At 52.0% G+C, this 17,675-nt stretch carries 16 protein-coding genes and 4 tRNA genes; 15 read left to right on the forward strand and 5 right to left on the reverse strand.

Features of this window, described 5'->3' with window-relative positions; all coding sequences use genetic code 11:
- The first annotated feature begins 1 nt into the window (after position 1).
- The 9 genes from rffA to AB1E22_RS10330 all read left to right on the forward strand — a co-directional run bounded on the left by rffA (position 2) and on the right by AB1E22_RS10330 (position 6,153).
- Entirely contained in the window at positions 2-1,132 is a 1,131-nt protein-coding gene (gene rffA, locus AB1E22_RS10290) for a dTDP-4-amino-4,6-dideoxygalactose transaminase (protein ID WP_367595239.1), read from the forward strand.
- Position 1,133: 1 nt separating this feature from the next.
- Entirely contained in the window at positions 1,134-2,384 is a 1,251-nt protein-coding gene (gene wzxE / locus AB1E22_RS10295) for a lipid III flippase WzxE (RefSeq protein ID WP_367595240.1), read from the forward strand.
- Positions 2,381-3,460 (forward strand): TDP-N-acetylfucosamine:lipid II N-acetylfucosaminyltransferase, encoded by a 1,080-nt coding sequence (locus tag AB1E22_RS10300; RefSeq protein WP_367595241.1) that lies wholly within the window; start codon positions 2,381-2,383, stop codon positions 3,458-3,460. The genes wzxE and AB1E22_RS10300 overlap by 4 nt, the downstream gene beginning before the upstream one ends.
- Positions 3,457-4,833 carry an ECA oligosaccharide polymerase gene (gene wzyE, locus AB1E22_RS10305; RefSeq protein ID WP_367595242.1) on the forward strand — a complete coding sequence of 459 codons (1,377 nt, stop codon included), beginning with the start codon at positions 3,457-3,459 and terminating at the stop codon, positions 4,831-4,833. Before AB1E22_RS10300 ends, wzyE begins: the two co-directional genes overlap by 4 nt.
- Entirely contained in the window at positions 4,830-5,570 is a 741-nt protein-coding gene (gene wecG / locus AB1E22_RS10310) for a lipopolysaccharide N-acetylmannosaminouronosyltransferase (protein ID WP_367595243.1), read from the forward strand. The genes wzyE and wecG overlap by 4 nt, the downstream gene beginning before the upstream one ends.
- 157 nt (positions 5,571-5,727) lie before the next feature.
- Positions 5,728-5,804 (forward strand) — tRNA-Arg (locus AB1E22_RS10315).
- 57 nt (positions 5,805-5,861) lie between these two features.
- Positions 5,862-5,937, forward strand: a tRNA-His gene (locus AB1E22_RS10320).
- A gap of 16 nt (positions 5,938-5,953) precedes the next feature.
- Positions 5,954-6,040, forward strand: a tRNA-Leu gene (locus AB1E22_RS10325).
- Positions 6,041-6,076: 36 nt separating this feature from the next.
- Positions 6,077-6,153, forward strand: a tRNA-Pro gene (locus tag AB1E22_RS10330).
- 659 nt (positions 6,154-6,812) lie between these two features.
- Here the strand turns inward: AB1E22_RS10330 and hemY are convergent.
- From hemY to hemC, 4 genes are read right to left on the reverse strand one after another with little or no spacing between them, the layout of a single operon-like run.
- Positions 6,813-8,009, reverse strand: coding sequence for a protoheme IX biogenesis protein HemY (gene hemY, locus AB1E22_RS10335; RefSeq protein WP_367595244.1), 1,197 nt, complete (start codon positions 8,007-8,009; stop codon positions 6,813-6,815).
- Between the two features lie 2 nt (positions 8,010-8,011).
- Positions 8,012-9,187, reverse strand: coding sequence for a uroporphyrinogen-III C-methyltransferase (hemX, locus tag AB1E22_RS10340; RefSeq protein WP_367595245.1), 1,176 nt, complete (start codon positions 9,185-9,187; stop codon positions 8,012-8,014).
- A gap of 25 nt (positions 9,188-9,212) precedes the next feature.
- The gene (gene hemD, locus AB1E22_RS10345) at positions 9,213-9,953 is read right to left on the reverse strand and encodes a uroporphyrinogen-III synthase (RefSeq protein WP_367595246.1); all 741 of its coding nucleotides are present in this window, start codon (positions 9,951-9,953) and stop codon (positions 9,213-9,215) included.
- Entirely contained in the window at positions 9,950-10,891 is a 942-nt protein-coding gene (gene hemC / locus AB1E22_RS10350; RefSeq protein WP_367595247.1) for a hydroxymethylbilane synthase, read from the reverse strand. The genes hemD and hemC overlap by 4 nt, the downstream gene beginning before the upstream one ends.
- A 281-nt stretch (positions 10,892-11,172) precedes the next feature.
- Between hemC and cyaA the strand changes: the two genes are divergently transcribed.
- Positions 11,173-13,725, forward strand: a complete 2,553-nt coding sequence (gene cyaA, locus AB1E22_RS10355; RefSeq protein ID WP_367595248.1) for a class I adenylate cyclase — start codon at positions 11,173-11,175, stop codon at positions 13,723-13,725.
- Here cyaA and cyaY read toward each other — a convergent pair.
- On the reverse strand, positions 13,722-14,042 hold the full coding sequence (gene cyaY / locus AB1E22_RS10360) for an iron donor protein CyaY (RefSeq protein WP_367595249.1): 321 nt from the start codon (positions 14,040-14,042) through the stop codon (positions 13,722-13,724). The genes cyaA and cyaY overlap by 4 nt on opposite strands.
- A gap of 125 nt (positions 14,043-14,167) precedes the next feature.
- On the opposite strand from cyaY, the gene lptM reads away from it, so the two are divergent.
- Genes lptM through yigB form a run of 5 tightly spaced genes read left to right on the forward strand, consistent with a single transcriptional unit; the run spans position 14,168 to position 17,556 of the window.
- A complete protein-coding gene (lptM, locus tag AB1E22_RS10365) occupies positions 14,168-14,374 on the forward strand; it encodes an LPS translocon maturation chaperone LptM (protein ID WP_367595251.1) in 207 nt (68 codons plus the stop codon).
- 38 nt (positions 14,375-14,412) lie between these two features.
- Positions 14,413-15,237 carry a diaminopimelate epimerase gene (gene dapF / locus AB1E22_RS10370; protein WP_367595252.1) on the forward strand — a complete coding sequence of 275 codons (825 nt, stop codon included), beginning with the start codon at positions 14,413-14,415 and terminating at the stop codon, positions 15,235-15,237.
- Positions 15,234-15,938, forward strand: coding sequence for a DUF484 domain-containing protein (locus AB1E22_RS10375; protein ID WP_367595253.1), 705 nt, complete (start codon positions 15,234-15,236; stop codon positions 15,936-15,938). Before dapF ends, AB1E22_RS10375 begins: the two co-directional genes overlap by 4 nt.
- Entirely contained in the window at positions 15,935-16,840 is a 906-nt protein-coding gene (gene xerC / locus AB1E22_RS10380; RefSeq protein ID WP_367595254.1) for a tyrosine recombinase XerC, read from the forward strand. Before AB1E22_RS10375 ends, xerC begins: the two co-directional genes overlap by 4 nt.
- Complete coding sequence (yigB, locus tag AB1E22_RS10385) at positions 16,840-17,556, forward strand: 5-amino-6-(5-phospho-D-ribitylamino)uracil phosphatase YigB (RefSeq protein WP_367595255.1); 717 nt, start codon at positions 16,840-16,842, stop codon at positions 17,554-17,556. Before xerC ends, yigB begins: the two co-directional genes overlap by 1 nt.
- Positions 17,557-17,675 lie beyond the last annotated feature (119 nt).

The raw sequence follows: 17,675 nt of genomic DNA on the forward strand, positions 1-17,675 counted from the left end.
AATGATCCCATTTAATGCTCCTCCCGTAGTAGGCACGGAAATCGAATACATGCAGGCTGCGATGGGTAGCGGCAAGCTTTGTGGCGACGGCGGTTTCACGCGTCGCTGCCAGCAGTGGATGGAGCAACGTTTTGGCAGCAAAAAAGTGCTGCTCACGCCTTCCTGTACTGCATCCCTCGAAATGGCGGCATTGCTGTTGAATATTCAGCCCGGCGATGAAGTGATTATGCCGAGCTATACCTTTGTTTCTACTGCCAATGCTTTCGTATTGCGCGGTGCAAAAGTGGTGTTTGTCGATATACGCCCAGACACCATGAACATCGATGAAAAGCTGATTGAAGCCGCCATCACTGAGAAAACTCGCGCGATTGTTCCGGTTCACTACGCGGGTGTTGCCTGTGAAATGGACACCATCATGGCGATTGCGAATAAGCATAATCTTTTCGTTGTGGAAGATGCCGCGCAAGGCGTGATGTCGACTTACAAAGGCCGTGCGTTAGGGACAATTGGTCATATTGGTTGCTTCAGCTTTCATGAAACCAAAAACTATACGGCGGGCGGTGAAGGCGGCGCGACGCTGATTAATGACCCTTCTCTTATCGAGCGTGCGGAAATCATCCGCGAGAAAGGCACCAACCGTAGCCAGTTCTTCCGTGGGCAGGTGGATAAATACACCTGGCGTGATATCGGCTCAAGTTACCTGATGGCCGATCTCCAGGCGGCTTACCTGTGGGCGCAGTTGGAAGCAGCAGAAAAGATTAATCAGCAGCGTTTGAAACTATGGCATGCCTATCATGACGCGCTGGCACCACTGGCTAAAGCCGGGCGCATCGAATTGCCATCGGTACCAAAAGATTGCGTGCAAAATGCGCACATGTTTTACATCAAACTGCGTGATATCGACGATCGCAGCGCGCTGATTGCGTATTTGAAAGAGGCAGAAATCATGGCGGTGTTCCATTACATCCCATTGCATGACTGCCCGGCTGGCGAGAGGTTTGGTTACTTCCACGGCGAAGATCGCTTCACCACTCAAGAGAGCGAGCGCCTGCTGCGCCTGCCACTTTTCTACAATATGTCTCCAGCGAACCAACGTACGGTTATCAATACGTTGCTAAGCTTCTTCTCCTGATATGTCTCTCGCAAAAGCCTCAGTGTGGACCGCAGGGTCCACGCTGGTAAAAATTGCTGCCGGTTTGCTGGTGGTGAAACTGCTTGCGGTGGCATATGGGCCAAGTGGCGTCGGGCAGGCGGGGAACTTCCGCCAGATGGTCACTGTATTAGGCGTGCTGGCGGGGGCCGGGATCTTCAACGGCGTGACGAAATATGTCGCGCAGTATCACGACCAGCCCGAACAACTGCGTAAAGTCATTGGCACGTCGTCCGCGATGGTGCTGGTTTTTTCCTCGCTACTGGCCATTATTTTTGTGGTCGCCGCAAAGCCGATAAGCATTGGCCTGTTCGGGCATGATGACTATCAAGGGCTGGTTCGTTTAGTCGCGCTAGTACAGATGGGTATCGCCTGGGCGAACTTGTCTTTAGCTATCATGAAAGGCTTTCGTGATGCAGCGGGTAATGCGCTGGCGCTGATTGGCGGCAGTATTATTGGCGTCATAGCGTATTACCTTTGTTACCGCCTGGGCGGGTATCAGGGGGCACTACTGGGGCTCGCGCTTGTGCCTGCGTTGGTGTTGGTTCCGGCTGGCATTATGCTGGTTCGTCGCGAACATGTGCCGGTCAGCTATCTGAAACCGCAATGGGATAAAGTCTACGCCAGTAGCCTCGGTAAATTCACCATCATGGCGCTGATCACCTCGGTGACGTTACCGGTCGCCTACGTGATGATGCGTAACCTGCTTGCCGCGCACTACAGTTGGGATGATGTTGGTATCTGGCAGGGTGTAAGCAGTATCTCGGATGCTTATCTGCAATTTATCACTGCTTCATTTAGCGTTTATCTGTTGCCAACACTTTCGCGCTTAACCAATAAACATGACATTAGCCGCGAAATTGTCCGCTCGCTGAAATTTGTGCTGCCTGCTGTGGCGCTGGCAAGTTTCACCGTCTGGCTGCTACGCGATTTCGCCATTTGGCTGCTTTTCTCTCATAAATTTATTGCGATGCGCGACCTTTTCGCCTGGCAACTGGTGGGTGACGTACTGAAAGTCGGCTCATACGTGTTTGGTTATCTGGTGATAGCGAAAGCATCGCTTCGCTTCTATATTTTGACTGAAATCAGCCAGTTTGCTTTATTGACCGGTTTTTCACACTGGCTTATCCCAGCGCATGGCGCCCTGGGCGCTGCGCAAGCTTATATGGCGACCTATATCATTTATTTCACGCTCTGTTGCAGCGTTTTTCTCATTTATCGTAGACGAGCATGACAACACTGATTCACGTTTTGGGATCGGATATCCCGCATCATAATCAAACGGTATTGCGCTTCTTTAACGATGCGCTGGCCGCTTCCAATCCGCATGCACGCCAGTTTATGGTGGTATCGAAGGACAACGCATTTTTGTCCGAGTTTCCCACGCTCTCAGTAACGCTTTATCCAGATAAAAAAGCGCTGGCGCAGGCTGTTGTAGAGAAAGCCCGTGCTAATCGGCAACAACGCTTTTTCTTCCACGGCCAGTTTAATAGTGCGTTGTGGATTGCCTTGCTAACGGGTGGTTTGAAGCCCGCGCAGGTGAACTGGCACATCTGGGGAGCCGATCTTTATGAAGTTTCACAAAGCCTCAAATTCCGTGCTTTTTATCTACTGCGCCGTATCGCGCAGGGGCGTGTTGGGCGCGTGTTTGCCACCCGTGGGGATCTGAATTATTTCCATCAACGCCATCCCAAAGTGCCTGGGGAGCTGATTTACTTCCCAACGCGTATGGATCCTTCGCTTAATACGCTGACAAGCAGTGAGGAGAAATCCGGCAAAATGACGCTGCTGGTTGGGAATTCCGGTGATGTCAGTAACCAGCATATTGCTGCTTTAAAAGCAATTCATGCGCAATTTGGTGACACGGTGCGCGTGGTGGTGCCGATGGGCTACCCTGCCAATAACGACGCTTATATCAATAGCGTGCAGCAGGCGGGAAGCGCCTTATTCAGCCAGGAAAATCTGCAAATCCTCACTGATAAAATAGACTTCGATGAGTATCTGACACTTTTACGCCAGTGCTCCCTGGGCTATTTCATCTTTGACCGTCAGCAAGGCATCGGCACGCTTTGCCTGCTGATTCAGGCGGGAATCCCGTGCGTGCTGAGCCGCAAAAACCCTTTCTGGCAAGATATGGCAGAGCAGCATATTCCGGTGCTTTTTGCTGGTGATACGCTTGATGAGCCAACGGTGCGCGAGGCGCAGCGTCAGCTACGCTTACTCGATAAGCAGCAGATCGCCTTCTTTAATCCTAATTACATTGACGGCTGGAAACAGGCGCTGGTTATCGCCTCAGGAGAAACCGCATGAGTTTGCTGCAATTTGGCGGTTTGTTTGTGGTGTGGTTTGTCTCGGTGGTGTTCATTGGTGTGCTTACATACCAGGAATTCCGCCGGGTACGTTTCAATTTTAATGTCTTTTTCTCGCTCCTCTATTTGCTAACCTTTTTCTTTGGTTTCCCGTTCACCTGCACGCTGGTGTTCCGCTTTGGTGTCTCGGTTGTACCGGCTGATGTATTGCTCCAGGCCCAGCTCGCTGCGGTATGCTTCTACGGTATCTACTATGTCGCCTATAAAACGCGGCTTAGGGAGAAGCGCACGGCATCGGTTCGACGCCCGGTCTTTACGATGAACCGCGTTGAAACGCATCTGACGTGGGTAATGCTGACGGTAGTGGCGTTGGTAAGCGTCGGCATCTTCTTTATGCATAACGGCTTTTTGCTGTTTAAGCTGCATTCATATAGCCAGATATTTTCGAGCGAAGTGTCTGGCGTTGCCCTGAAGCGCTTCTTCTACTTCTTTATTCCTGCGATGTTGGTGGTCTATTTCCTGAAACAGGATGGGCGAGCCTGGCTATTCTTCCTGGTCAGCACTGTGGCATTCGGGCTACTGACTTACATGATTGTCGGCGGGACTCGCGCCAATATCATTATCGCGTTCGCCATCTTCTTGTTCATCGGCATTATCAGGGGCTGGATCTCGCTGTGGATGCTGGCGGTGGCGGGTGTGTTTGGCATCGTGGGGATGTTCTGGCTGGCGTTAAAACGCTACGGTCTGAATGTTAGCGGTGACGAGGCGTTTTATACCTTCCTGTATTTGACGCGTGATACTTTCTCGCCGTGGGAAAACCTGGCGTTGTTGCTGCAAAATTACGACAAGATTGAGTTCCAGGGGCTGGCGCCCATCATTCGTGATTTCTATGTATTTATTCCAACCTGGTTATGGCCTGGCAGGCCTGGCATCGTGCTGAACAGCGCGAACTACTTTACCTGGGAAATCCTTAACAACCATTCTGGCCTGGCGATTTCACCAACGTTAATTGGTTCGCTGGTGGTAATGGGCGGCGTGTGGTTTATCCCGCTGGGTGCGGTGGTCGTTGGGCTCATTATTAAATGGTTCGACTGGCTGTATGACCTGGGAAATCGGGAAGCCAATAAATATAAAGCTGCCATTTTGCATAGTTTCTGTTTCGGGGCGATCTTTAACATGATTGTTCTGGCGCGCGAGGGGCTGGATTCCTTCGTTTCACGCGTGGCATTTTTCCTGGTGATATTTGGCGCCTGCTTGTTGTTGGCGAAATTACTCTACTGGTTATTTGATAGTGCGGGGCTGGTTCATCAACGGTTACGCCGCTCGCCGCGCGTTGTGTCTGGCTCCCAAAATGCATCGCAAGGAATATCATGAACGCGCTCTCTTCTGCTCCATCTTATACAATACGTGGCCTGAGCCTTCTGGGCTGGCGTGATATGCAGCATGCTCTGGATTACCTCTACGCGGAAGGTTCGCTGCGTAACGGAACGTTGGTGGCTATTAACGCTGAAAAAATCCTTACCGCAGAACGTGAGCGGGAGGTGCGTACGCTTATCGAAAACGCAGAATACAAATACGCTGATGGGATTAGCGTGGTGCGATCCATCCGTAAAAAATTCCCTGGAGCGGTCGTGTCGCGCGTTCCTGGTGCCGATCTCTGGGAAGCGTTGATGCAGCGTGCCGGGCGGGAAGGGACGCCGGTTTTCCTCGTTGGCGGTAAACCGGAAATTCTGGCGCAAACCGAAGCTAAACTGCGTAAGCAGTGGCAGGTGAATATTGTAGGGACGCAGGACGGATACTTTAAGCCGGAACAGCAGCACGCCTTGTTTGAGCGTATTCGTGACAGCGGTGCGGCAATTGTTACCGTAGCGATGGGCTCGCCCCGCCAGGAAATCTTTATGCGTGACTGCCGTCTGGTACATCCCGACGCGTTATATATGGGCGTGGGCGGCACCTATGATGTCTTTACGGGTCATGTGAAGCGTGCGCCAAAGGTGTGGCAGAATCTTGGCCTTGAGTGGCTGTATCGTTTGTTATCGCAACCGAGCCGTATTACGCGCCAAATAAAACTGCTGCGTTACCTGGCATGGCATTACACTGGCCGACTGTAAAATTTCGTTGTTCAACCGGATAAAGTCAGTTTGGCGGTTGAATTTGACCGGATTTTCAGCAGAATGTGCAAACCATAACCAAATGAGCATTTTATTTAAATAAGCACTAGACAGGTGAGCGTGAAGCCCGTAATATCCGACCCCGCAACGGCGCTATGCGCCCGTAGCTCAGCTGGATAGAGCGCTGCCCTCCGGAGGCAGAGGTCTCAGGTTCGAATCCTGTCGGGCGCACCATTAATTGAATGGCGCTTGAGCTGCGGCGGTCGATGACCGCGCGAAAGATTTACAGTGGTGGCTATAGCTCAGTTGGTAGAGCCCTGGATTGTGATTCCAGTTGTCGTGGGTTCGAGTCCCATTAGCCACCCCATTAATTTAGTGATATTGCGAAGGTGGCGGAATTGGTAGACGCGCTAGCTTCAGGTGTTAGTGTTCTTACGGACGTGAGGGTTCAAGTCCCTCTCTTCGCACCATCTCTAGGTTAAGTAATAAGAAGTAAAGCAGTATTTCGGCGAGTAGCGCAGCTTGGTAGCGCAACTGGTTTGGGACCAGTGGGTCGGAGGTTCGAATCCTCTCTCGCCGACCAAATTCAAGAAAACCCAACCGCAAGGTTGGGTTTTTTTACGTCTGTAGTTTATAGAGGATGAGAACCTCCGAAGGAGGTTTGAGCCGAGCGCAGCGAGACAACTGTCTTTTGTAAATCCACTTATTCTTTCAGCCACCCCATCGCGTTCTTTCAAATCTGTCGTCTCAATTTCACGACTTTTTGATTTTTCTTGTCGTCGTTTGGTGACTATTAATTAATTGATAATAAAAGATATTTATTAAAGTGACTTTATGTGTCGCTAAAAAGAGACATAATCACAGCTTATGTTTAGCGAGTGAATGGCAGCAATCGTATGAGTAATGCATCAGCTAACTTGCTGAATGAAAAACAATTAAATATCCATATGATTTTTGGATTCAAACCTGGCATGCATCATGCAATAATATATCTGTAGATGCTCATTCCACTTCTTATGTTTGCTTAGGCTTCATAAACCCAGGAATGACGCAGAGCCGATTACGGTGCTTATCGTCCACCGACAGATGTCGTCTTTCAGACCTCATCCAACACCATGGACATAACGTTGAGTGAAGCACCACTTAGTTGTCATACAGACCTGTTTTAACACCAGCCAATTGGCTGGTGTTTTTTTTTGGATCGGGGAAAAGGAACAGGGCGAAAGGTATCGCCCCTGGGTATTACGGATTGGGATTATTTTGCAGAGTTAACAGCAGGCCATCACGGCGCATCAGAGCCGCTTCTTCAGGTTGATGCAGGCGATCAAGGCAATCTGCCAGCCACGCGTAATCGAAGGCATCAGGACGCTGTTTGATTGCTTCGCGGAATGCTTCACACGCTTGTTGCCATTCACCGTGTTTCATCAGTAACTGACCGAGTGTGCTATACAGCAGTGGACGCTCGCCCTGAGTTTTAATCTGTTGACGAAGGGCTTTTTCGAGCTGCTCAGGATTCCCTGATTTCAGACGCGGCATCAGCAGTATCAGGCGTTCATCATAATGGCGTTTTAGCCCATCAAGGATGATTTCCTGCGCTGCGTCATGATCGTCACACTCAATAAGATGCTCCGCCATAGCGACCTGAAGTACAGTCTCATGTCGCGTTTTACGGCTTTGATTTTTCCACCAGCTTTTCAGCCCATCGTTACCTTGATCCGCCATCGCCTGATCCATCAGGCCAATCCACGCCTGCTGCTGAAGGGCTAAGCGATGGGCTTCATCACCAACCTGCACTTTTTCCATCGCAGGTAAAATATCGATCAACGAGCCCCACGCACCGGTACGTACGTACGCCATTTCTGCAAGGCGCAGTACTTCAGGGTGGCGCGGTGAAGTTTCCAGTAATTTATCTACGCCGTGGCGCGCGGCATGGTTTTCATTGCGAGCCAGTTGCAGGCGTACGCGAGTGATTTCAACCGGAAGCTGATCGTTATCGGCCAGTTCAGCCGCACGTTCCAGATGCTGGTTGGCTCGAATTTCGTCTCCGCGCTGTTGCGCCGCTTCGGCTGCCAACAGATAGTTCACAACCGGCTGTTCAGCGTGATCGGCATTTTTCAGCATAAGTTTCTCAACTTGCTGATAATCACCTTCTGCCAGTTTCAGTAACGCAGCTTTCGTTTGTTTACGTGCGCGGCTGCTTTTGCGGCCAACAAACCAGCCACGAGTGCGAGCGCCGGTGTGGAACAAACGACGCAGAATCCACTCAATGACAAACAGCACAACCATCGCCAGGATCAGAATGATCACCAGACCCGTGACACTGGTTTCCACGTTGTAATTGTCGGTTTGGATCAGAACATAACCCTGATGCCCGGCAAGCATTGGCCCAAGGACGATCCCAGCGATCAACAAAAGAAAGAGTAATAAGACTTTAATCATGCTTATTCTCCTTGAGCAGATGCGGGAGCCGGGGCCGGCGCGGGTTCAGCAGGAGCGCTCGAAGTGGCTGCGGGCTGCGCCAGTAAATTACGTACTCGCGTTTGCATTAGCTTTTCAAGCAGCGGCTGGCTTTCCAGTGTTTGCGGAACATCCATATTGATATTTTGCTGGCTGAGAGAATCCAGCGAATCAAGGAAAGCTTTGGTTACGCTGTCGTTGGTGTCGTAATAAGCACGAACCCAGGTCGAGACGTTTTCCAGAGACTGCTTATAGGTTTCGTCCTGATGGCGCGGAACCGCCTGGGCGGCAACCAGCAGGCGCGAGCGAATATTCTCTCGCAGATAAACATCCTGGTTTGGGGCTAACAGCGGAACGGCAGTTTCATCGCGACGACGAATCGTAATAAAACTGTCCATAAAGCTATGCCAGCTTTTCGCCAGGTTTTGACGCCATTCCGTTACTGTGCTGGAAAGTTCGTTACCGTCGGAATCCATCGGCGTGTCATCGCTATTGTTATCCGCCAGGCGCAGGTTATCGACCTGATTAGAAAGCTGATTTAGCTTGAGGATAATCCCGTCGTAATCCACCTGAGTCACGGCCGAAAGTGCAGAAATGTCGTCGGTTAGCGCACGGCGGGCGGCCAGCAAGCTAGGATCATTCATATCCGCAAGGCTCGCGTCCGCACTTTTCAGAAGTGCGGCTGCGGTAGTGACGTCTTGATCGCTCCACAGTTTTCGCCCGGCCAGTTTTACCAGGAAATCAGATTGCGCTAACAGCCAGGTTTTGGCGTCGCTTCCGGAAATCGTGGCAACTTTTTGCTGCACTTCATCAAGTTCACGCGCCAGATTCGCTTGCTGGCGATTTGACTCTTCCAGAGCTGCGGCTTGCTGCTTAATCGTGGTTTCCAGCGCGGATTGCTGCTGTTCTTGCTGCTTTTGTAGAGCAGTCAACTGCGTTGCCAGGGCATCGGTATTGGCATTCTGCGCTGCCGCCTGATGTTTACCATAACTGTAAAGACCACCACCTAACGCCAGGGCAATAGCAATGGCGATAGCACCCAGCGCAATGCCTGCGATGCCACTACGATTTTTTTTCGGTGGCTGTTCTGGAAGCGGTGTGCTTTCCAGCTCGGGTGTGGTCTCTTCAACCATGGCGGAGGTATTCTTTTGTTCCGTCATTGTGGCGTCCCATATTATTGTAGGTTTATTGTAACGCGCGCAGCAGCGCGTCATTATCGGCGTTATCGGCGACCCGAATATCCTGCCAGCCCAGATCTCGGGCAAGGTCTGCCAGACGCTCACTGACAACTAAAAGTCGGCAGTGGAGTAACCAGTTTTTGCGATACCATTCCGGAATCAACGCGTGGAGCTGTTGTAGCATTTCACCGCTCGTTACCACCAGTGTTGAAATGCCACGTTCGCGCCAGCGAAAAGCTTCTTCCGTTCCGTCGTAAATTCTGGCACTTCTTTGGTAGCATTCGCAAAAAGTCACCTCAGCGCCGCGTTCTGCCAGCGTTTCGCCCAACAGTTCGCGCCCACCGTTCCCGCGCAAAATGAGTGCCCGTTTCCCGGCAACATTTTGTAATTCAGGTAATTGTAGCAAGACTTCTGTCGTTTCCCGATCGTGCGGATAGCGAACAGGCAAATGACTCACCGTATGAAAAGCTAACGCAGTTGTTCGCCCAATGGCAAACCAGGCGAGATTTGCAGGCCAGGCTATACCGTTCTGGCTTAAATGTGGATGTGCATAATGTATGACATGCTGCGATAACACGAACACCAGGTCGCCGTTGGAAAGGCTCGCCAGCATATTCGGCAGTTCGTCCAACTGCCGACCGGGGGAAAACTCGATGAGTGGGAAGCTATACGCCACCTGCCCCAGTGCGCGTAGTCGGCTCACTAACTCGTCCCCTGCGGGGGAAGGGCGGGTGACAAGAATCGTCATGCAGGAGCATCTCCGTCATAAACCGCAGCCAGGATTTCACGCGCCCCTTTATCGAGAAGTTCTTCTGCAAGGGAAATGCCCATGGCTATAGCGTCTTCTGGTTTACCGCGGCGTTCGCCACGAACCAGCACAGAACCGTCTGGTGCGCCGACTAACGCGCGCAGCCAAAGCTCGCCGTTATCCAGTTCAGCATAGCTGCCGATTGGCACCTGACATCCGCCTTCAAGGCGCATGTTCATGGCGCGTTCTGCGCTAACGCGAATCGCGGTTTCTTCGTGATTGAGTGAGGCCAGCAGCGCTTGTGTACGCTCGTCATCAAGACGGCATTCGATTCCTACCGCGCCCTGACCAACGGCTGGCAGCGAAATTTCTGCCGGTAAAGCGTAGCGGATGCGGGATTGCAAACCCAGGCGATTAAGCCCGGCTACTGCAAGAATAATTGCATCATAATCGCCGTTATCAAGTTTGCTCAGACGCGTACCCACGTTGCCGCGTAAAGAACGGATCACCAGATCCGGGCGATGCTCGGCAATCTGACACTGGCGGCGGAGGCTGGAAGTGCCGACTACACTGCCCGCGGGTAGGGAATCGAGGCTTGCGAAATGATTGGAGACGAAAGCGTCACGCGGATCGTCGCGCTCGCAAATGGTCACCAGGCCGAGGCCTTCAGGGAATTCTACCGGCACATCTTTCATTGAGTGCACGGCGATATCCGCCCGGCCTTCAAGAAGGGCTAATTCTAACTCTTTGACAAACAATCCCTTGCCGCCCACTTTCGCCAGCGGTGTATCAAGAATGATGTCGCCACGCGTAACCATAGGCACCAGTTCAACCGTGAGCTGGGGATGGCACGCCATCAGGCGTTGTTTGACATATTGTGCTTGCCAAAGCGCTAATGGACTTTGGCGAGTGGCAATTCTTAATACATTGTCTAACATTGCTTGTTACCGTATTTATCGTCTCTGACCATCCTACCACTCTTCAAGGAAGGCTGTCAGTTTCAACGGTTTTGCGGAAAAGAGGGATGTCTTTCGTATTATGGAATATAAAGCGGGGAGTCTGAGAGGAACTTGGCGAGTAGCGCATCTTTCTTTACGGTCAACCGGCAAGGTGTTAAATTGATCACGTTTCCAGCAATTGTCTGCCATGTCGTTTATAATAGAGGCAACAACCGGGAAACGGGTTTTTTCGAAATACTGAAACCATCAGGCGATATGTCTTGTACCTCTATATTGAGACTCTTAAACAGAGACTGGATGCCATCAACCAACTGCGTGTAGATCGCGCACTTGCTGCCATGGGGCCTGCTTTCCAACAGGTCTACAGTCTTCTGCCAACATTGCTACATTATCATCACCCGCTGATGCCAGGTTACCTCGAGGGGAACGTTCCACATGGCATTTGCATCTACACGCCTGATGAAACCCAGCAGCACTATCTCAACGAACTCGAACTCATGCGCGGCATGCCGCCGCAAAAAACCGATCCGGGCGAACTGCCAATCACTGGCCTCTATACCATGGGGAGCACCTCCTCCGTTGGGCAGAGTTGTTCTTCCGATCTGGATATTTGGGTTTGTCACCAGTCATGGCTCGATAATGACGAGCGCCAGTTGCTGCAACGTAAATGTAGCGTGCTGGAAAGCTGGGCCGCTTCGTTAGGGGTAGAAGTCAGTTTCTTCCTCATTGACGAAAACCGCTTCCGTCACAACGAAAGTGGCAGCCTGGGCGGCGAAGATTGCGGTTCAACGCAGCATATTTTACTGCTGGACGAATTTTACCGTACCGCTGTGCGCATGGCCGGGAAACGTATTCTGTGGAATATGGTTCCGGGTGATGAAGAAGATCATTACGACGATTATGTGATGAGCCTTTACTCGCAGGGCGTTCTTACACCGAACGAATGGCTCGATCTGGGCGGGTTAAGCACTCTGTCTGCGGAAGAGTATTTTGGTGCCAGCCTGTGGCAGCTCTATAAGAGTATCGATTCGCCTTATAAAGCAGTGCTCAAAACGCTGCTTCTCGAAGCCTATTCTTGGGAATATCCCAATTCGCGTTTACTGGCGAAAGACATTAAGCAGCGCCTGCACGACGGCGAGATTGTCTCTTTTGGGCTCGATCCTTACTGCATGATGCTTGAGCGCGTAACGCATTACCTTACGCAAATCGAAGATACCGCACGCCTGGATTTAGTGCGCCGCTGCTTCTATCTCAAAGTATGCGAAAAACTTTCTCGCGAACGCGCCTGTGTGGGCTGGCGTCGTGAAGTATTAAGCCAGTTGGTTAAAGATTGGGGCTGGGATGAACCGCGCCTGGCGATGCTGGACAACCGCGCTAACTGGAAGATTGATCAGGTGCGCGATGCCCATAACGAACTTCTTGATGCGATGATGCAAAGCTATCGCAACCTGATTCGTTTTGCTCGCCGCAATAACCTGAGTGTCAGTGCAAGCCCGCAAGACATCGGTGTTTTGACCCGTAAACTGTATGCGGCGTTTGAAGCCCTGCCGGGCAAAGTTACGCTGGTTAACCCACAGATTTCTCCCGATCTTTCCGAACCGAATCTGACCTTTATCCATGTGCCGCCGGGTCGCGCCAACCGTTCAGGCTGGTATCTCTACAACCGCGCGCCAAATATGGATTCTATCGTCAGCCATCAACCGCTGGAATATAACCGTTATCTTAATAAGCTGGTGGCGTGGGCCTACTTCAATGGCTTGCTGACCTCACGCACCCGCCTGTTTATTAAGGGCAACGGCATTTGTGATTTGCCAAAACTTCAGGAAATGGTGGCTGATGTTTCGCACCACTTCCCGCTGCGCTTGCCTGCACCAACCGCGAAAGCGCTGTATAGCCCATGTGAAATTCGCCATCTGGCGATCATCGTGAACCTCGAATATGACCCGACTGCGGCCTTCCGCAATCAAGTGGTTCATTTTGATTTCCGTAAGCTGGATGTTTTCAGTTTCGGCCAGCAACAGCAATGCCTGGTGGGAAGCGTTGACCTGCTTTATCGCAACTCGTGGAATGAAGTGCGTACCCTGCATTTCAACGGCGAGCAATCAATGATTGAGGCGCTGAAAACCATTCTGGGCAAAATGCACCAGGATGCCGCGCCACCGGATAGCGTTGAAGTGTTCTGTTATAGCCAGCATCTGCGTGGCCTTATCCGCACCCGCGTTCAACAACTGGTATCCGAATGTATCGACTTCCGCCTGTCGAGCACGCGTCTGGAGCCTGGCCGCTTTAAAGCGTTGCGTATCTCCGGCCAAACGTGGGGGCTGTTCTTTGAACGCCTAAGCGTATCCGTGCAAAAACTGGAAAACGCGGTCGAGTTCTACGGCGCGATTTCACATAACAAACTGCATGGTTTGTCGGTGCAGGTGGAAACCAATCAGGTTCAGCTACCGTCGGTCGTGGATGGCTTTGCCAGCGAAGGGATCATTCAATTCTTCTTTGAAGAGACGAATCAGGATCAAGGCTTCAATATCTATATTCTTGATGAGACGAACCGAGCGGAGGTGTATCACCACTGCGAAGGGAGCAAAGAGGATTTAGTGCGTGATGTGAGCCGTTTCTACTCTTCTTCGCACGACCGTTTTACCTACGGTTCAAGCTTTATCAACTTCAACTTGCCGCAGTTCTATCAGATTGTGAAAGTCGATGGGCGCTCACAGGTTATACCGTTCCGCACCCAGGCAATTACGGCAGCGACGCCGGCTAATCATGACGATAGCAGTACGCCGCTACTTCAGCAGTACAGCAACAGCTAGCGGAAGCTAACCGGCTCACCCGCTTGCTGTGTGCAGGCTTCTTCCAGTAATTGCCAGAACTCCGCACCGCTGCGATCGCAAACCCACTTATCGCCTTTCAGATCAAAATGGTAACCGCCGCTTTTGGTGGCAAGCCACACCTGATGTAAAGGCTCCTGCCGATTGATAATAATCTTGCTGCGGTTCTCAAAGCTCAGGCTAAGCACGCCGCCATTGATTTCGCAGTCAATATCGCTGTCACCATCCCAGTCATCCAGGCGTTCTTCGATTGTTGACCACAAGCCGTCACAGATGCGATGAAATTCACTGTCGTTCATATCTTTTTCTCAGTTGTTCGTCCTGCGGGCAGTATAGCAACAGTCTCGAGTAGAAAAGAGTATTGCTTTTCAGGGATCACCTGCGATGATAGACAGCAGAATATTGGATTACAGGCATCTCAATAATGAAGAAAATTTTCTGCCCACTTGCTCTTATGCTGGCGCTTTTCAGCCTTACTGGCTGCGGTCTTAAAGGGCCTCTGTACTTCCCGCCCGCTGATGGCAAAGCCAAGCCTAACTCCCAGGTCACTCCTGAGAAACAGCCGCAATCGACCACGCCGGATCGTAATAATCGTGGCGTTGATAACGCACCGACTCAGGTGAACTACTAGCAAATTATCGATAAGTAGCCGCGTATATGGAGCAGAAGATGCAGTTTTCGAAGATGCATGGCCTCGGTAATGACTTTATGGTCGTCGACGCGGTGACTCAAAACGTCTATTTCTCCCCGGAGCTGATCCGCCGTCTGGCTGACAGACACCTGGGAGTGGGTTTCGATCAGTTGCTGGTGGTTGAACCGCCCTACGATCCCGATCTCGATTTCCACTACCGTATCTTTAATGCCGACGGCAGCGAAGTGTCGCAGTGTGGCAATGGCGCGCGCTGTTTTGCCCGTTTTGTGCGCCTGAAAGGGTTGACCAATAAACGCGATATTCGCGTCAGTACCGCTAACGGCCGCATGGTTCTAAGCGTGACGGAAGACGAGCTGGTGCGCGTGAATATGGGCGAGCCGAATTTCGAACCGTCTGCCGTGCCGTTCCGCGCAAACAAAGCGGAAAAGACCTATATTATGCGTGCTGCTGAACAAACCATTATGTGCGGCGTGGTGTCGATGGGTAACCCGCACTGTGTGATTCAGGTTGATGATGTCACGACGGCCGCCGTGGAAACGCTTGGGCCTGTCATGGAAAATCATGACCGATTCCCGGAGCGTGCAAACATCGGTTTCATGCAGGTCGTAACTAAAGAGCACATCCGCCTGCGCGTTTACGAACGTGGAGCCGGTGAAACACAAGCTTGTGGCAGTGGTGCATGCGGTGCGGTTGCCGTGGGCATCTTGCAAGGAATACTGGCGGAACAGGTGCGCGTTGAGTTGCCTGGCGGCCGCCTTGATATCGCCTGGAAAGGGCCCGGAAATCCGCTGTTTATGACCGGCCCGGCGGCCCATGTCTATGATGGATTCATACATCTATGAAGAATGCCGAGGAACAGCAAGAAGCCGTACTGGAATTGGATGACCGTATTGTGGCGGAATATCTGCTTCGCCACCCCGATTTCTTTATTCGTAACGCCCAGCATGTAGAACAGATGAAAGTGCCGCACCCCGTGCGCGGTACCGTTTCGTTGGTTGAATGGCATATGGCGCGTAGCCGTAACCATATTAATCTCCTTGAAGAAAACATGACCCTGCTGATGGAGCAGGCGAGTGCTAACGAAGGGCTGTTTTATCGTTTACTGAAACTGCAGGGCCGCCTGGCTTCTGCCACCAGTTTGCAGGATATGCTGAATCGCCTGCATCGTTGGGCGCGTGAAATGGGCCTGGCTGGCGCGAATGTACGTCTTTTTGCCGATCGCTGGCGTATTGGTGCTCCTTCTGACTTCACCCATCTGGGATTGAATCGCCAGGCTTTCGAATCGCTACGCATTCAGCGTCTGGGGGACAGGCAGCACTATTTAGGGTCGCTGAATGGCCCGGAATTACTGGTTGTGTTGCCGCAAGCGAAAGCCATTGGCTCTGTTGCACTTTCACTGATGGGAAGTGACGCGGATTTAGGCGTGCTGGTTTTTAGTAGCCGCGACCCGCAGCATTATCAGGAAGGGCAAGGGACACAACTACTGCACGAACTGGCGCTCATGTTGCCAGACCTGCTGGAGCGTTGGGTCGAGCGGGTATGACAGCTTCTCCGCTGCAAACCTCAGTCGATGGTTTTCTTCGCTACCTGAAAGTCGAGCGCCAGCTAAGCCCGCTGACGTTGCTCAATTATGGTCGCCAGCTTACCGCGATAATCGGTCTTGCGGGTGAGATGAAACTGAGCTCCTGGCAGCAATGTGATGCTGCAGCGGTGCGCTCACTAACCGTTCGTAGCCGTAAGGCAGGGTTGCAAACCTCGAGCCTGGCTTTGCGTCTTTCTGCACTGCGCAGCTTTTTCGACTGGTGTGTCAGCCAGGGTGAACTCAAAGCCAATCCGGCGAAAGGGATCACGACGCCAAAGGCCGCTCGCCATCTACCAAAAAATATTGATGTCGATGACATCAGTCGCCTGCTGGATATCGATATCAACGATCCCCTCGCCGTGCGCGACCGTGCGATGCTGGAAGTGATGTACGGCGCGGGGCTGCGTCTTTCCGAACTGGTCAACATGGATTGCCGTCATATCGATCTTGCGACAGGCGAAGTTTGGGTGATGGGCAAAGGCAGCAAAGAGCGGCGGGTGCCGATTGGCAAAACCGCGGTGATTTGGGTCGAGCACTGGCTTGATCTGCGCGAGCTGTTCGGCCCGGACGACGATGCGCTGTTTTTATCCAAACAAGGTAAGCGAATCTCTACGCGCAACGTTCAAAAACGTTTTAGTGAGTGGGGGATAAAACAGGGGCTGAATAGCCATGTGCATCCACACAAACTGCGCCATTCGTTCGCCACGCATATGCTGGAATCCAGCGGAGACCTGCGCGGCGTGCAAGAGTTATTGGGCCACGCCAACCTCTCCACCACACAAATCTATACCCATCTCGACTTCCAACACTTAGCTTCAGTGTATGATGCTGCGCATCCACGCGCTAAACGAGGGAAATCGTAATGCATTTTTACCGCCCACTTGGGCCTGTTGCCGCGCTCACTTTTGATCTCGACGACACGCTGTACGACAACCGCGCGGTGATTGAACGCACCGAGCGCGAATCAATGAGCTTTGTGCAGAATTACCACCCGAAGCTGAACCATTTGCAACGCCCTGATTTTTTACGTATTCGACATGCGCTGCGCCTTGCCGAGCCTGATATTTACCACGATGTCACAGAATGGCGTCGTCGTGCCGTCGAGCAGGCCATGTTAGATGTGGGTTTATCAGCCGAAGAAGCGGCTGCTGGCGCGCAAGCGTCGATGGCGAATTTCGCCCAGTGGCGCAGCCAAATCGATGTCCCGCAGGAAACCCATGAGACGCTGGCGGCGCTCGCTGAAAAATGGCCGCTGGTGGCGATTACCAACGGTAACGCTGAACCGCATCTTTTTGGCCTCGATAAATACTTTAAGTTTGTACTGCGCGCAGGCCCGCACGGGCGATCCAAGCCATTTAACGACATGTATCATCTGGCGGCTGAAAAGTTGGATGTGCCGCTCGGGCATATTCTTCACGTTGGGGACGATCTCACGACCGACGTTGCAGGCGCTATTCGCAGCGGGTTGCAGGCCTGCTGGATAAACCTGCGCGAGGACGACCTGATGCAGATTAATGACAGCCGTTTATTGCCACATCTGGAAATTTCGCGGTTGGCATCTCTCACCGCGCTGATATAATCATCAATAACTCTGTATAAAATTCCAGGGGTTTGATACTCGTCATACTTCAAGCTACAGGTGCGTTGGCCGCACTCGCTCACCCCAGTCACTTACTTTATGTAAGCTCCTGGGGATTC

The sequence above is a fragment of the Buttiauxella gaviniae genome (assembly GCF_040786275.1).
In the GTDB taxonomy this organism is placed as follows: domain Bacteria; phylum Pseudomonadota; class Gammaproteobacteria; order Enterobacterales; family Enterobacteriaceae; genus Buttiauxella; species Buttiauxella gaviniae_A.

Excerpts from the sequence above, each read along its gene's own strand:
- wecG (WP_367595243.1), top strand. The coding sequence starts at position 4,830 with ATGAACGCGCTCTCTTCTGCTCCATCTTATACAATACGTGGCCTGAGC.
- cyaY (WP_367595249.1), bottom strand. The coding sequence starts at position 14,042 with ATGAACGACAGTGAATTTCATCGCATCTGTGACGGCTTGTGGTCAACA.
- lptM (WP_367595251.1), top strand. The coding sequence starts at position 14,168 with ATGAAGAAAATTTTCTGCCCACTTGCTCTTATGCTGGCGCTTTTCAGC.
- wzyE (WP_367595242.1), top strand. The coding sequence starts at position 3,457 with ATGAGTTTGCTGCAATTTGGCGGTTTGTTTGTGGTGTGGTTTGTCTCG.
- yigB (WP_367595255.1), top strand. The coding sequence starts at position 16,840 with ATGCATTTTTACCGCCCACTTGGGCCTGTTGCCGCGCTCACTTTTGAT.
- rffA (WP_367595239.1), top strand. The coding sequence starts at position 2 with ATGATCCCATTTAATGCTCCTCCCGTAGTAGGCACGGAAATCGAATAC.
- AB1E22_RS10300 (WP_367595241.1), top strand. The coding sequence starts at position 2,381 with ATGACAACACTGATTCACGTTTTGGGATCGGATATCCCGCATCATAAT.
- hemY (WP_367595244.1), bottom strand. The coding sequence starts at position 8,009 with ATGATTAAAGTCTTATTACTCTTTCTTTTGTTGATCGCTGGGATCGTC.
- AB1E22_RS10375 (WP_367595253.1), top strand. The coding sequence starts at position 15,234 with ATGAAGAATGCCGAGGAACAGCAAGAAGCCGTACTGGAATTGGATGAC.
- hemC (WP_367595247.1), bottom strand. The coding sequence starts at position 10,891 with ATGTTAGACAATGTATTAAGAATTGCCACTCGCCAAAGTCCATTAGCG.
- xerC (WP_367595254.1), top strand. The coding sequence starts at position 15,935 with ATGACAGCTTCTCCGCTGCAAACCTCAGTCGATGGTTTTCTTCGCTAC.
- dapF (WP_367595252.1), top strand. The coding sequence starts at position 14,413 with ATGCAGTTTTCGAAGATGCATGGCCTCGGTAATGACTTTATGGTCGTC.
- hemX (WP_367595245.1), bottom strand. The coding sequence starts at position 9,187 with ATGACGGAACAAAAGAATACCTCCGCCATGGTTGAAGAGACCACACCC.
- hemD (WP_367595246.1), bottom strand. The coding sequence starts at position 9,953 with ATGACGATTCTTGTCACCCGCCCTTCCCCCGCAGGGGACGAGTTAGTG.
- wzxE (WP_367595240.1), top strand. The coding sequence starts at position 1,134 with ATGTCTCTCGCAAAAGCCTCAGTGTGGACCGCAGGGTCCACGCTGGTA.